Annotated in this window: 11 protein-coding genes; 3 read left to right on the forward strand and 8 right to left on the reverse strand. The window is 73.1% G+C overall.

Annotation, left to right across the window (positions count from 1 at the left end):
- Window positions 1–9: 9 nt before the first annotated feature.
- The 7 genes from ACGWYJ_RS05090 to ACGWYJ_RS05120 all read right to left on the reverse strand — a co-directional run bounded on the left by ACGWYJ_RS05090 (window position 10) and on the right by ACGWYJ_RS05120 (window position 9,561).
- Window positions 10–2,547: a penicillin-binding protein gene (locus ACGWYJ_RS05090; RefSeq protein ID WP_395104390.1), complete on the reverse strand. Its 2,538-nt coding sequence runs from the start codon at window positions 2,545–2,547 to the stop codon at window positions 10–12.
- The gene (locus ACGWYJ_RS05095) at window positions 2,516–3,496 is read right to left on the reverse strand and encodes a MazG family protein (RefSeq protein ID WP_395104391.1); all 981 of its coding nucleotides are present in this window, start codon (window positions 3,494–3,496) and stop codon (window positions 2,516–2,518) included. The genes ACGWYJ_RS05090 and ACGWYJ_RS05095 overlap by 32 nt, the downstream gene beginning before the upstream one ends.
- 3 nt (window positions 3,497–3,499) lie before the next feature.
- Window positions 3,500–4,114, reverse strand: a complete 615-nt coding sequence (locus tag ACGWYJ_RS05100; RefSeq protein WP_395104392.1) for a SurA N-terminal domain-containing protein — start codon at window positions 4,112–4,114, stop codon at window positions 3,500–3,502.
- A 43-nt stretch (window positions 4,115–4,157) separates the two neighbouring features.
- Window positions 4,158–7,724, reverse strand: coding sequence for a transcription-repair coupling factor (gene mfd / locus ACGWYJ_RS05105; protein WP_395104393.1), 3,567 nt, complete (start codon window positions 7,722–7,724; stop codon window positions 4,158–4,160).
- Between the two features lie 150 nt (window positions 7,725–7,874).
- On the reverse strand, window positions 7,875–8,336 hold the full coding sequence (locus tag ACGWYJ_RS05110) for an adenylyltransferase/cytidyltransferase family protein (RefSeq protein ID WP_395104394.1): 462 nt from the start codon (window positions 8,334–8,336) through the stop codon (window positions 7,875–7,877).
- Window positions 8,333–9,124, reverse strand: a complete 792-nt coding sequence (locus tag ACGWYJ_RS05115; protein WP_395104395.1) for a CDP-alcohol phosphatidyltransferase family protein — start codon at window positions 9,122–9,124, stop codon at window positions 8,333–8,335. Before ACGWYJ_RS05115 ends, ACGWYJ_RS05110 begins: the two co-directional genes overlap by 4 nt.
- Window positions 9,121–9,561: an adenylyltransferase/cytidyltransferase family protein gene (locus tag ACGWYJ_RS05120; protein ID WP_395104396.1), complete on the reverse strand. Its 441-nt coding sequence runs from the start codon at window positions 9,559–9,561 to the stop codon at window positions 9,121–9,123. The genes ACGWYJ_RS05115 and ACGWYJ_RS05120 overlap by 4 nt, the downstream gene beginning before the upstream one ends.
- Window positions 9,562–9,908: 347 nt before the next feature.
- Between ACGWYJ_RS05120 and ACGWYJ_RS05125 the strand changes: the two genes are divergently transcribed.
- From ACGWYJ_RS05125 to ACGWYJ_RS05135, 3 genes are all read left to right on the forward strand, one after another.
- A complete protein-coding gene (locus tag ACGWYJ_RS05125) occupies window positions 9,909–10,721 on the forward strand; it encodes a class I SAM-dependent methyltransferase (RefSeq protein ID WP_395104397.1) in 813 nt (270 codons plus the stop codon).
- A gap of 181 nt (window positions 10,722–10,902) precedes the next feature.
- Window positions 10,903–12,381 carry an adenylyl-sulfate kinase gene (gene cysC, locus ACGWYJ_RS05130; protein WP_395104464.1) on the forward strand — a complete coding sequence of 493 codons (1,479 nt, stop codon included), beginning with the start codon at window positions 10,903–10,905 and terminating at the stop codon, window positions 12,379–12,381.
- Between the two features lie 114 nt (window positions 12,382–12,495).
- Window positions 12,496–13,509, forward strand: coding sequence for a sulfite exporter TauE/SafE family protein (locus ACGWYJ_RS05135; RefSeq protein ID WP_395104398.1), 1,014 nt, complete (start codon window positions 12,496–12,498; stop codon window positions 13,507–13,509).
- Here ACGWYJ_RS05135 and ACGWYJ_RS05140 read toward each other — a convergent pair.
- Window positions 13,416–14,288 (reverse strand): hypothetical protein, encoded by an 873-nt coding sequence (locus tag ACGWYJ_RS05140; RefSeq protein ID WP_395104399.1) that lies wholly within the window; start codon window positions 14,286–14,288, stop codon window positions 13,416–13,418. The two genes, ACGWYJ_RS05135 and ACGWYJ_RS05140, sit on opposite strands and share 94 nt — an antisense overlap.
- Window positions 14,289–14,295 lie beyond the last annotated feature (7 nt).

Here is a 14,295-nt window from a genome sequence, read left to right on the forward strand (position 1 = left end):
AGGCGGGTATCACTCCTGCGGGCTCGGCCCCGGGAACGGTGGGATGGTGATCGGCGGCCGGGGCGGAGCGGGGTCCGAAGGCGGCTCGTCGTCCTCGACGTCCGCGCCGCCACCGGTGCTGGGACGCACCGTGACGATCACGCCCGGGTCGGCGGCGCCGGGGCCGGGCGACATCTCCGCGACCGTCCCCGCCGGGTACTCGTCGGACGGGACGCCCCCGCCGACCCGCGCCTGGAAGCCGGCGGACCGCAGCCTGTCGAGGGCGTCGCCGATCGACAGCCCGCGGACGTCGGGCAGCCTGCCCCGCTCCTCGCCGGAACCGCGGCTGAAGAAGCGGGAGGGCGGCGGCCGGAACGACGAGGCGTCCCGTCCCCGCAGCGCGCCGATCATGCTGTCCCGCCAGATCGGGGCGGGGATGGTGGCGCCGAACACCGCGCCGTAGCAGCGGCCGTCCATGCACAGGCTGGTCATCGGGTACCGGTAGCCGCCGCGCGGGTCGCCGACCCAGACGGCCGCGGCCAGTTCGGGCGTGTACCCGGCGAACCAGGCGGCCGAGTAGTTGTCGACCGTGCCGGTCTTGCCGGCCGCGGGACGGCCGATGCCCATCCCGCGCGCCGTCCCCTTGGTGAGGACGCCGCGCAGCACGTGGTTGACCGCGTCCGCGACGCCCTTGTCCATCACCTGCTTGCACTTGCGGCCGGGGACGTTGAGCCGCCGGCCCGAGGAGTCGGTGATCCATTTGATGGCGATCGGCTCGCAGTACTTGCCGCGGGCGCCGAACGCCGCGTACGCGGCGGCCATCCGCAGCGGCGACACCTCGTTGAACCCGAGCGTGAACGACGGGAGCTGTTGTAAGGGCTTCCCGCTGGCCTGCCTCAGCCCCAGCTTCTCGGCCATCTCGACCGTGTCGCACAGGCCGACCTCGCGCTCCAGGGCGAGGAAGAACGTGTTGACCGAGTGGTGCGTTCCCGTGACCAGGCTGAACTGCTTGCCGCCCTCGCCGTCGGCGGAGTTGCGCAGCGGCTCGTTGCTGGACACCGGGCGGCCCTCGCAGTCCTTGAAGCCCCTCGGGATGAAGGTGCGCGGCGCCATGAGGCGCGTCCCGAACGGCATGCCCTCCTCCAGCGCGGCGGCGAGGGTGAACGCCTTGAACGTGGACCCGGCCTGCATGCCGATGCTGGAGCCGTGGCTGGCGTCGGCGGCGAAGTTGATCCAGGTCTTGCCGCGCTCGGAGTCGGGCCCGAGGTCGCGGTCCACCACCATGCCCTTGATCTCGCCGGTGCCGGGCTCGACGAGCGCCTCCGCCGCCGCCTTGCGCGCCGAGTTCTTCGGCGGGACGTGCCGGTCGACGGCGCGCTGCGCGGCCCGCTGCGTCTGCCGGTCGAGGGTGGTGCGGATGGTGAGGCCGCCCCGTTTGAGCAGCTTCTCGCGCTCCTCGGCGGTGGCGCCGAACACCGGGTTGGTGAGGATCTCCCGCTGGACGTAGTCGCAGAAGAACGGCGCGGAGCTGGTCACGCAGCCGTTGGGGGTCTTGTGGACGCGCAGCTTCAGCGGGCGCGCCTTCGCGGCCGCCGCCTCCCGCTTCCCGATCCAGCCCAGCTCCAGCATCCGGTCGATCACGACGTCGCGGCGATCCCTGGCCGCGCCGGGCCTGCGCACCGGGTCGTAGGCGTACGGGTAGCGGATCACCCCGGCCAGCAGGGCGGCCTCGGGCAGCGTGAGCCTGGACGCGGGCTTGGAGAAGAAGTGCCGGGACGCCGCCTCGATCCCGTACGCGCCGCCGCCGAAGTAGGCGATGTTCAGGTACCGGGTCAGGATCTCGTCCTTGGAGAACCGCCGTTCCACCGCGACCGCGTACCGCAGCTCGCGCAGCTTGCGCGCGGCCGTGACCTCCCTGGCCCGGCGCTGCTCCTCCTCCGAGCGGGCTTGGGTGAGCAGCAGGTTCTTCACGTACTGCTGGGTGATGCCCGAGCCGCCCTGGGTGACCTCGCCGGAGCCGAGGTTGCTGGCCAGGGCGCGCAGCGTGCCCTGCGAGTCCAGCGCGCCGTGCTCGTAGAACCGCGCGTCCTCGATGGCCAGGACGGCTTTGCGGGCGATCGGGGCGACCTGGTCGAGCCGCACGTTCACCCGGTTCTCGTAGAAGAACGTGGCGATGACCTTGCCGTCGGCGGCCAGGATCCGGGACCGCTGCGGCACGCCCGAGGTGTCCAGGTCGTCCGGCTCGCTCTGGAACCAGTGGGCCGCGTCACGCGCGCCGACACCGGTCATGCAGGCGGTGGGCAGCACGATCAGCGCGACCAGGACCCCGGCGAGGACGCCGAGCCCGCCCAGCCCGCGGATCGCTTTGGCCCGCTCCGCGCCGGTGGGGCGAGTGCTCTTCTCCGCGCGCCAGATGCCCCGTTCGGTGGCTCGCTCGTCCCGCGACTTGGCCAGCACGCGCTCAGCGTAGACGTGCCCGACCCTGCCGACCAGGCCCAGTAAGGCCGCCTGCGCGATCTTCCAGGCGGCCTTGGCTCTACCGGCGTTCCCGCTCCCAGCTCCGGACACGGTCGCGGAATACCCTGGAGATCGCCCGCAATTCCGCCTCGGGGTCGAGACCCGCGTCCTGCGCCTCGGCGACCAGGGCGAACAGCCGTTCGGCGAGGCCGTCGCCGCTCGGCCGCAGCTCGTCGGGGGCACCGGCGCGGGCCGCGCGGCGCTGGAGCTGCGCGGCGAGCGACAGCGCGGGCTGCCCGAGGGGGACGCCGTCCAGCGCGGACGCGTCCTCGCCGCTCTTGGCCACCCGCTCGGCCTCCTTGATGGCCTCCCAGTTGGCGTTGACCTCGTCCGCGCCGGAGACGGTCACGTCCGCGAACACGTGCGGGTGCCGCCGCACCAGCTTGTCGACGATCCCGGCGGCGACGTCGTCGATGGTGAACGCCGTCTCGTCCGTGCGCTCGGACGCCACCACGGAGTGGAACGCCACCTGCATCAGCACGTCGCCCAGTTCCTCGCGCAGCGCGCCGTAGTCGCCCTCCTCGATGGTCTCGGCGACCTCGTACGCCTCCTCGATCAGGTACCGGACGAGCGTGGCGTGGGTCTGCTTGGCGTCCCAGGGGCACTCGCGGCGCAGCCTGTCCATCACCGACACCAGGTCGAGCACCCGGGCGCCGGGCAGGTCGTAGGAGCCGTGCAGCACCTCGACGTCGAGCGGGTCGGCGACCACGAGCTCACCGATCGCGCGCATCAGCGGCTCGTCCCCGTCGGGCGCGGCCAGCCACACGACCCGCCCGCCTCGCGCCGCCTCGACCAGCCGCCGGGCGTCCGGCCCGGTCACCTCGACCGCGACACCGGCGTCTCGCGCGTACGGCAGCAGCGGATGCTCGCCGGACCCGGCCAGGACCCGGTCGGCCGACCGCAGCGCCTCCCACGCACGCCAGGACAGCAACCCAGGCGCCACCCGATGCGTGGTGGCGAGCATGACCAGCCCGGTGGCGGGCCTCGACTCGGCGCTCATGGATCAGCCGACACCCGATCCGGGACTGGAGAGGGTGGTGCGGACCGGGCCGAAGACCAGGCGGTCGGGATCGAAGGTGCCGTAACGAGGGTTGATCCTCACGCCGAGGCTCTGGGCGGTCTGGCTGACCAGGGTGCGGAAACCGGTCCCGTCGTCGCCGTTCCTGCGGAGGACCTCGCCCACGATGACCGCTTGGCGGGCCAGGTCGCGGGCATACCGGGCGGGCAGCCCCCGGGCGCGGGCGAACGAGGAGGCGGGGCCCCTGCGCGGATCTCTGTTGAGGCTGTTGAGAGCCATGTCGACCTGGCCGTCGCTCACCCGCAGCCCGGCGCGCCGCGCCGCCTCATCGGTCAGCCGGATCTGCACCAGCCCGAACAGGGCGTTCTGGACGTCCGTATCGGCGGGCGGAGGGTTCATCGAGCGCAACTGGTTCGCCCTGGGGTCGGCGCGGAACTCGCGCTCCCAGTCCTCCACCGCCTGGCCGAGCGTGGAGATCGTGATGCGGTGGTCGCCGACGATGGCGGCCGAGCCGGTCCTGACCGGCCCGCCGCCGCAGCCCGCCAGCGCCACGGCCGCCGGCACGGCGACGGCCAGCATCTTGATCGTTCTACCCGGCACGGAGCCCACCTCGTCGCTTCCGATCTTTGTGGAGGTCGCCAGACTACGGCCGCGCGGGCTCCAGGAACAACGCGTCCACCAGGTCCGTCGCCCAGCGGAGCAGTTCGGTGTCGCGCAGCGGGCGCCCGCCGAGCGGCGCCGTCTTGGGCATCGGGACCAGGAGTGTCCCGACATTCTGCTTGAGCACGCTCTTCGGGTAGAGCCGCTGCAGCCGCACCTGGCGGGAGTCCGGCAGGTCCACCGGCGAGAACTTGACGAAGTTGCCCTGCACGGTGATCTCGGTGAGCCCCGCCTTGCGGGCGCGCGTACGGAACCGCGCGACCTCCAGCAGGTTCAGCACCGGGACGGGCGGCGGCCCGAACCGGTCCTTCAGCTCGTCGTGCACCTGGGCGATCTCCTCCTCCGAGGTGATCGCGGCGATCCTGCGGTACGCGTCGAGGCGCAGCCGCTCGCCCGGGACGTACTCGTGCGGCAGGTGCGCGTCCACGGGAAGCTCGACCCTGGTCTCGGGCGCCTCCTCCACGCCGCCGCCCTCCTTCAGCTCGCGCACCGCCTCACCGACCATCCGGACGTACAGGTCGAAGCCGACGCCCGCGACATGCCCGGACTGCTCGGCGCCCAGGATGTTCCCGGCGCCGCGGATCTCCAGGTCCTTCATGGCCACGTACATGCCCGCGCCCATCTCGGTGTGCTGGGCGAGGGTGGACAGCCGCTCGTGCGCGGTCTCGGTCAGCGGCGCCTCCGGCTGGTACAGGAAGTAGGCGTAGGCGCGCTCGCGTCCACGTCCGACCCGGCCGCGAAGCTGGTGCAGCTGCGACAGCCCGTACAGGTCGGCCCGGTCGACGATCAGCGTGTTGGCGTTGGGCACGTCCAGGCCCGACTCGACGATGGTCGTCGCCACCAGGACGTCGTAGTTGCGCTCCCAGTAGTCGACCATGACGCGTTCGAGCTCGTGCTCGTTCATCTGCCCGTGCGCGATCGCGATGCGGGCCTCCGGGACGAGCCGCGCCAGGTTCGCCGCGACCTTGTTGATGGACCGCACCCGGTTGTGCACGAAGAACACCTGGCCCTCGCGCAGCAGCTCGCGGCGGATGGCCGCGGCGATCTGCTTCTCCTCGTACGGGCCGACGAAGGTGAGGATCGGGTGCCGCTCCTCCGGCGGGGTGAGGATGGTGGACATCTCCCGGATGCCGGTCAGCCCCATCTCCAGCGTCCGCGGGATCGGGGTGGCCGACATCGCCAGCACGTCCACCTGCGTGCGCAGCCGCTTCAGCTCCTCCTTGTGCTCGACGCCGAACCGCTGCTCCTCGTCGATGATCACCAGGCCGAGGTTCCTGAACCGGGTCCTCGCCGACAGCAGCCGGTGCGTGCCCACCACCACGTCCACGGTGCCCTCGGACAGGCCGCGCAGCGTCTCCTCGACCTCCTTGTCGGTCTGGAACCGCGAGATCGCCTTGACCACGACCGGGAAGGGGCCGAACCGCTCGGAGAAGGTGGACAGGTGCTGCTGCACCAGCAGCGTCGTCGGGACCAGCACCGCGACCTGCCGCCCGTCCTGCACCGCCTTGAACGCGGCGCGCACGGCGATCTCGGTCTTGCCGTAGCCCACGTCGCCGCAGATCAGCCGGTCCATCGGGACGGGCTTCTCCATGTCGGCCTTGACCTCGTCGATGGCGGCGAGCTGGTCCGGCGTCTCCACGTACGGGAAGGCGTCCTCCAGCTCCCGCTGCCACGGCGTGTCCGGCGCGAACGCGTGCCCGGGGCTGGCCATGCGCGCCGAGTAGAGCCGGATCAGCTCCCCGGCGATCTGCCGGACCGCCTTGCGCGCACGCGACTTGGCCTTCTGCCAGTCGGCGCCGCCCAGCCGGTGCACGCTCGGCGCCTCGCCGCCCACGTACCGGGTCAGCTCGTCGAGCTGGTCGGTCGGGACGAACAGCCGGTCGCCCTTGGCGTACTCCAGGATCAGGTACTCGCGCGTGGCGCCCTGGACGGTGCGGCTCACCATCTCCACGTACCGTCCGACGCCGTGCTGCTCGTGCACCACGTAGTCGCCGGGGCTGAGCTGCAAGGGGTCGATACCGCCACGCCGCCGCGAGGGCATCTTCCGCATGTCCTTGGTGGACGACCTCTGCCCCGACAGGTCGGACTCGGTGAGCACGGCGAGCTTGACGCTCTCCCAGGTGAACCCGTGCTCCAGCAGGCCGGTGGTGACGTTCACCAGCGCGGGACGCGGCGGCTCGGCCAGGTCGGTGAGGACGGCGCCCAGGCCCTCCTCGCCCACCATCTGGACGAGCCGTTCGGCGGGGCCGTGGCCGGGCGTGACCAGCACGACCCGCCAGCCGCCGTCGATCCACCGCTTCAGGTCGCCCATGACCCGCGCGGTGTCGCCCCGGTACGCCTCGGCCGCCTGCGCGCCCAGGTCGAGAGCCCCTTCTGTGCCATCCAGGGGGGTGACACCTCCGGGGTTGAGCGCGCTGATCGTCCAGCGGGGCAGGCCCAGCTCGGCGCTGTGCGCCCTGATCTCGTCCAGCGAACGGAACGCGGCGGCGCCCAGGTCGATCGGCGCCTCCCCGCCCGCGGCGGCGTTCACCCAGCTCGCCTCAAGGAACTCCTGGCTGGTGCGGACCAGCTCGGCCGAGCGGGTGCGGATGCGCTCCGGCTCGCACACCAGCAGCGCCGACCCCTTGGGGAGCAGGTCGGTGAGCAGCTCCATGTCGCCCGCGAGGACGGGCGAGAACGCCTCCATGCCCTCGACGATCTCGCCGTCGGCGATCCGGGTCAGGATCTCCTCCAGCGACGGGTGCTCGGCGGCCAGCCGCCGCGCCCGCTCCCGGACCTCCGGGGTCAGCGGCAGCTCGCGGCACGGCGGCGCCCACAGGCCGTTCGGCGCGTTGTCCAGGGAGCGCTGGTCGGCGGCCTTGAAGGAGCGGATCTCCTCGACCGTGTCGCCCCAGAACTCCACCCGCAGCGGGTGCTCCTCGGTGGGCGGGAAGACGTCCAGGATCCCGCCGCGCACCGCGATCTCGCCGCGCTTCTCGACCAGGTCCACACGGCTGTAGCCGGCGTCCACCAGGCGGCGCACGACGTCTTCGAGGTCGGCCTCGTCCCCGACGCGCAGCCGCACCGGCTCCAGGTCGGCCAGGCCCGGCACGATCGGCTGGAGCACGGCGCGGATCGGGGTGACCACGACGTCCAGCCGTCCCGACTTGCCCCTCCCGTGCTCATCACCGTGCTGATCAGGGCTCTCGGACGCGGCGGCCTCCGGGTGGACGAGCCGCCGCAGCACCGCCAGGCGCTGCCCGACGGTGTCGGCCCGCGGCGACAGCCGCTCGTGCGGCAGCGTCTCCCAGGCCGGGAAGTGCGCCACCCGGTCATCGCCGATCAGGCTGGTCAGCGCGCCGGTCAGCTCCTCGGCCTCGCGCCAGGTGGCGGTGACCGCCAGCACCACGCCCGCGCCGTCCCGCTCGCGCAGGGCACGGCTCAGCGCCGCGCCGACGACCGGCCACAGCGACGGCGGCCCCACAAGATCATGATCGACGCGCGCGGAGGTCAGCGCGCCCCTCAGCTCGGGACCGGAACATGCAAGGTCAACAATCGTGGAAAGCGTCATCGCCCGTTACTTCTCCCCGCCGGGCAGGCCACCCGCCCGGCCGCGAGGCAGCCCGAAGCCCCGGTGATCCCCAGTGGACCCCGGTACCGGCACCAGACTACGCGCCACGGGCTGCAACGCGGCGCGGCCCCGCCACATTCCGCAACGAGGTCAGGCTTCGGTGATCAACCGGCGCAGGGCGGTGCTGGAGGTGTGCACCGTGTAGGGGAAGTAGACGACCCGCACCCCGCGCGCCCCGAGGTCGGCCTCCAGCCGGTCGCCCTTCTCGGTGCCCTTCCAGTCGTCGCCCTTGAACAGCACGTCGAAGCGCAGCCGCTCCCACATGACGACCTTGTCGCTGGACACGTCGGTCACGACCTCGTCCACGCAGGCCATGCCGCCGACGATCGCCAGCCGCTCGGCCAGCGGGACGATCGGGGGCCGCCCCTTGACCCTCTCCAGCACCTCGTCGGTCACCACCCCGGCGATCAGGTGGTCGCACTCCAGGCGGGCGCGGCGCAGGATGTTGAGGTGCCCGATGTGGAACATGTCGAAGGCGCCCGGCACGTACCCGATGATCCCGCGCCCCGCGCCCGCGCTCTCGGCGCCGCCGCCCATGGGGCCGCCGCTCATGCGGCGTCCAGGGAGCCGACCTCGCGGAACCACTTCACCGACGCGGCCGGCAGGAACAGCAGGTTGCCCGCGAAGAACAGCCCGTACAGCGGCACGAACACCGAGGGGAACCCGATCAGCAGGAACGCCACGCACAGCATCCCGTAGTCGGTGGGGATCACCAGCAGGGAGCGCAGCGTGGACGCCGGGGCGGGCGCGGGCGGCGGCGCCCCGGTCGCGGCGCGGTGCGCGCGGGCCAGCAGGTCCTTGAGGATCATCCCGAAGAACATCACCGCGGCGACCACCGTGAAGCCGAGCGGGATCAGCAGCGGGGCGGCGCCGTCGAGATCGCCGAAGCGGTACCAGGAGACCAGCACGGCCAGGTGCAGGGAGGAGATCTTGGCGCTGTCGACCATGTGGTCCAGGTACTCGCCGGACCGCGAGCCGCCGCCGCGCAGCCGGGCGAGCTGCCCGTCGGCGGCGTCGAAGGCGTAACCGATCACCAGCGCCAGGCAGACCGCGGCGCCCAGCCAGGGCGCGGGGTCCACGAGCGCGATCAGGGCGATGCCGGTGAAGGTGAACGTCGCGCTGATCGCGGTGACCTGGTTCGGGGTCAGGCCGGCCACGTAGGAGAGGGCCGCCAGGACCCTGCCGAGCTTGCGGTTGACGAAGCGCGAGTACGCGGGCGCGCCCTTGTTGCTCTTCTGGACGGAGGCGAGCCGGGCCAGGGCCTCTCCGAAGCCCTGAGGCGGCCTGTGGCCCTGGGGATGAGGGGCCGAGGCGGTTCCGGTTCCGGATGGGGCGGTCACGCTACCGACGTCCTCCTGTCCTGGGCCCTCTCGCCCGCCAGGGCGTTGCGGAGGATGGCGCTGCCGGTCTCGGCCAGACCCTCGAAGGCGACCACGCGCGCGCCCGTCCCGGCCAGCTCGCGCTCGGCGGCCTCGGCCGCGACCCCGTCGGGGCAGCCGGTGAACACCCGCCCGAAGCCGATCGACTCCCACGCGTCGCGCAGACCGGGTTCGGAGACCACGACCACCTCGGCCACGTGCCGGACATCACCGACGATCTCCATGCGCTCGATCAGCGGGACCACGGGCCGGTACCCCAGCAGGGACTCGGCCAGCTCGTCGGTGTACACGCCCGCGACCAGCCGGTCGCATCCGGCCTCCGCGCGGCGCAGCAGGTCGAGGTGCCCGACGTGGAACAGGTCGAAGACGGCGGGCGCGTACCCGACCACGCTGTGCATTCATCCCCCTGAACCAGGCCGAGCCCTGATAAACCCGAGGCCGGATATATCCGGAATCAGGCGTACGGTAGCAGCTCAGAATTCCTCCGATGTACCTCTCGACGCATCACGCCCGCCTCCGGATGGCCGGGCGACACGACCCCGGCCGGGAATGGACAAATGGCGGACAGTCCGCGGTCGGCAGATTACCCTGCGGAGTTAAGGCGCCACGACTTCCGGGCCCGGATCCGGGCCACGGCACGGCGCCCACCCCCCGGGAAACGATCATCCGGCCGGTTCCGCCGGCCGGACCGAGCAGTGTCGCACCGTCGAAGCCTCGAGCGACCACCCGGAAAGGAGCGGGTCAGATGACCAGCTCGACCAGGGGAATCCCCCGCCGTGCGGCGGAGGAGCAGGCCACCGATCTGCGGCCGCCGCCGGCGGAGGCAGGCGATCTGTTCTCCGCCCGCGCCCGCCAGTACGCCCACGACCGCCCGCTGCACGACGTCCATGTGCTGGAGGCGGGCTGCGGCTGGGGACGGGGGCTCGACCTGGGCACGCGGGAGCACCGCTCCACCGGAGTCGACCTCGACACGCCGGCGCTGCGCGCCAACACCCGCAGGCGCGCCGACCTGGACGCGTGGCATCTGGGCGACCTGCGCACGGTGCCGATGCCGCCGCGCGCCTACGACATCGTGCACGCGCCGTTCCTGATCGAGCGGGTACCGCACGCCGAGCTGGTCCTCGACCGGTTCGTGGCCTCGCTGCGCCCCGGGGGGCTGCTGCTGGTGCGGCTGCGCGACCGCGACACCGCCTTCGGGTTCCTCGACCGCCTGCTCCCGCGCCGCCTGCGCGAGCGGATGTGGCGCGGCCTGGCGCGCACGGCGCCACGGCGGCCGGATCCGGACGGATGGCGGCCCACCGGCCCGCCGCCGCCCGCGCTGTACGACCCGGTCGCGTCCCGCCAGGGCATGCGCTGGTACTGCGTGATGCGCGGGCTGGTGATCGCCGAGGAGTACACCTCGCGGGCCGGCATCGAGGCGTTCGGGGCCGGAACGCGGCTGCTGACGGGCCTGTGCCGGGTGGTGGCGGCGCTCAGCCGGGGCCGGCTGAGCGCCGACCACAGCGAGGTGACCCTGGTGATCCGCAAGCCGGAGAGCCGGTTCGCCAGGGTCCTCTAACGGGCCGGCGCCCGCCACGGAGCGGCATGACACGGCATGGGCGCGGCATGGGCGCGGCACCCGGGCGGCGCGATCGCGGCGGGCCGTGGTGCGCGCACCTTCCAGGGCTCGGTATTTTTCTGCGGAAACCCCTGATGACCTGGATCAGCCCGGCGGGGAGCCGGGCAGGATCGGAGCCGTGGTGACCGCCGACGCCGGCCTTCCCGACACTTTGCGCGAACTGCCCGCGTGGACCCCGGACGCGATCGAGCTCGCGGACCTGGAGCTGCTGCTGGCGGGCGTGTACCGGCCGCTGGCCGGGTTCCTCGGGTCCTTCGACACGGCCATGGTGATCGCGGGCGGACGGCTGGCCGACGGGACGCCCTGGCCGGTCCCCGTCACGCTCGCCGTCCCCAAGGAGCTGACCGCGCACGAGCGGGTCGTCCTCCAGGACCCGGAGGGCCTGCCGCTGGCCGTGCTGGACGTCGCCGAGGTCTGGCAGGACCCGACCTCCCAGGGCTGGCGGCTCGCGGGGACGCTGGAGCCGCTGCGCGCCCCGGCGCACGGCCCGTTCCACAGGCTGCGCCGCCGTCCCGACGAGATCGAACCGTACGAGGGCAACGTGCTCGCCGTCGCGACCCGCGAGCCACTGCACCGCAAGCAGCTTGGGCAGCTACGGCAGCTCGCCGAGCGGCTGGACGCGCGGGTGCTGGTGCTGCCGCTTCTGGGCGGCGGCCATGACGAGGCCCTGGTACGGGCGTTGCTGGCGGTGCGCAAGGAGCTGCCCGAGGGCACGCAGGTCATCCCCGTACCGCTGCCGCTGCGGGGCGGTGAGGGCGCGGCGGAGCGCGACCTGCGCCTGCGCTCGCACGTCGCCGCCGCCTACGGCGCCACGCACCTGCTGGCCGAGGAGGACGTCGAGGGCACGGCGATCCCCGTGGCGGTGCCCGAGCCGTGGGCGTACGACGCCGACGTGGAGGTGTGGCGCCCGGTCGCCAGGATCGAGCCCGACCACGTCCAGGCCGAGCTGACCCCCGAGCGGCTCGGCGAGCTGCTCGACCGCGGCGAGCCGATCCCCGACTGGTTCACCCCGCCCGCGGTGGCGGCCGAGCTGGCCGTGGCGCGCCCGCCCAAGCACGAGCGCGGCCTCACGGTGTTCTTCACCGGCCTGTCCGGCTCGGGCAAGTCCACCGTGGCCAGGGGCCTGTCGGACGCGCTGATCGAGCGCGGCGGCCGCACCGTCTCGCTGCTGGACGGGGACGTGGTCCGCAGGCTGCTGTCGGCCGGGCTGACCTTCTCCCGCGCCGACCGCGACCTCAACATCCGCCGGATCGGCTTCGTGGCCACCGAGATCACCCGGCACGGCGGGGTGGCGATCTGCGCGCCGATCGCCCCGTACGCCGCGACCCGCGCCGAGGTGCGCCGGATGGTGTCCGCGGCGGGCGACTTCGTGCTGGTCCACGTGGCCACGCCGCTGGAGGAGTGCGAACGGCGCGACAGCAAGGGCCTGTACGCCAAGGCCAGGGCGGGGCTCATCCCCGAGTTCACCGGGATCTCCGACCCGTACGAGGAGCCGGACGACGCCGATCTGGTGCTGGACACCTCGCGGATGACGCCGGACGAGGCGGTCGCGCGGGTGCTCGGGCTGCTGGAGAGCGGCGGCTGGGTACGTCCCGCGTGACCGGATTCACTCTGCGTTGCTCCTGAAAGGGGTACCCCTCACTTACATCCCCTTTGTGGGGGCCTCGTACGCTGTGGCGGACTTTATTCCCTTGTTACTCGGTAGGTCATAGCGATGGACTTCGAATGGCTGGCCGGCTTCGACTGGACGATGGCGCTGGGCTCCTTCCTGGTCGCCATCGTCGTCGGGCTGACCGGCATGGGCGGCGGCGCGCTGATGACGCCCATGCTGGTGACCTTCTTCGGGGTCAGCCCGCTGGCCGCGGTGTCCAGCGACCTGGCCGCCGCCGCCGTGATGAAGCCCGTCGGCAGCGCGGTGCACTACCGGCGGGGCACGATCGACATGCGCCTGGTCGGCTGGCTGTGCGCCGGGTCGGTGCCCGCCGCGTTCTGCGGAGTGCTGGTGGCGCGGGCGCTGGGCGACGGCGAGAACGTCCAGGACGTGATCCAGAAGGCGATGGGGGTGGCGCTGCTGATCGCCGCCGCCGGGCTGGTGGTCCGCGGCTACCTGGCGCTGAAGGACCGCGCGGCGGGCCGTACCGGGGCGGAGCGGCGCACGGTGGCGCCCGACGAGCCGTCGGCGGCGGAGGCCCCCGGGATCTCCGTGCGTCCCCTCCCGACCGCGCTGGTGGGGGCGGCCGGCGGGCTGGTGGTCGGGATGACCTCGGTGGGCTCCGGCTCGCTGATCATCGTGGGGCTGCTGGCGCTCTACCCGGCGCTCAAGAGCAACCACCTGGTCGGCACGGACCTGCTCCAGGCCGTGCCCCTGGTCCTCGCCGCCGCCCTAGGGCATCTGCTGTTCGGCGATTTCCAGATGGAGGTCACGGCCGCGCTGCTGGCCGGGTCCATCCCCGGCGTGTACCTCGGCTCGCGCATCTCCTCCAGGGCCCCCGGCGGCCTGATCCGGCGGGCCCTGGCCTTCGTGCTGGTCGCCTCGGCCCTGAAGATGTTCGGCCTGAGCAACACCGTGCTCGCCTGGACACTGCTGGGGCTGGCGGCGGCCGCGGGCGTCGCGTGGATGCTTCTGCGCCGCCGTCACGGCCTTCCGGCGGTGCCCGTGCTCGCGGCCAAGGCGTCCGCCGGGCCGGAGGACGCCGCGGCGTCCGCGTCCCTGCGCCGCGGACGCTGATCGGGGTCGCCCCGGCGGAGCATCCGCCACAGCAGGGCGGACGACACCAGCCCGCCGATCCCCAGGCAGTACGGCGCGTACACGGCGTTGCCCTCCCCGGCGACCAGGAGCGCCGCCAGTGCCGCCAGTCCGGTGAGCGCCTCCGTCGCCCGGATCAGGAACACGGTGCGGGACTGCTTGCGGACGGTCGCCAGCATCGCCAGCGGAAGCGTGCAGGCGACGCAGACCGCGTAGACGCCCCAGCCGATCAGCGCCGTGCCGTCCACCTCGAAGGAGCCGCCGGTCACCACCGGCCCGAGGGGACCGGCCAGCAGGACGCCCGCCGCGCTCACCGCCAGGGCCACGGCGCCCAGCACCGCGCTGGCCCGCAACGCCCGCCGCGTGGCCACGGGACGTCCCTCGCGCTCGGCCCTGGCGAAGTGGCTCAGCAGGAACCCGCCCGCCCCGTTGATCAGGGTCAGCGCCGGGGCCAGCAGCAGCCGCGCGGCCTCGATCCCGGCCAGCACGGCGGTAGAGGAGAACGCGACGATCAGGAAGCGCGCCGCCAGCAGCGCGCTCGGCCGGATCGCCGCCTGGACCGAACGCCACCAGGCGAACCCCAGGACCTCCCTCAGCGCGCTGCCGCGCAGCGGGGCGGGCGCGAGCTCCCGCTTGGGCAGCCGCAGCACGGCCAGCGCGATCGAGACGGCGCAGCCCACGCTCATGGCGCCCAGCAGCAGATCCACCGAAGCCGGCACGTCCAGCGCCAGCGCACCGGCGAGCGTGCCCAGCGTGACCACGACGTAG

Source organism: Actinomadura sp. SCN-SB (assembly GCF_043906805.1).
Taxonomy (GTDB): Bacteria; Actinomycetota; Actinomycetes; order Streptosporangiales; family Streptosporangiaceae; genus Spirillospora.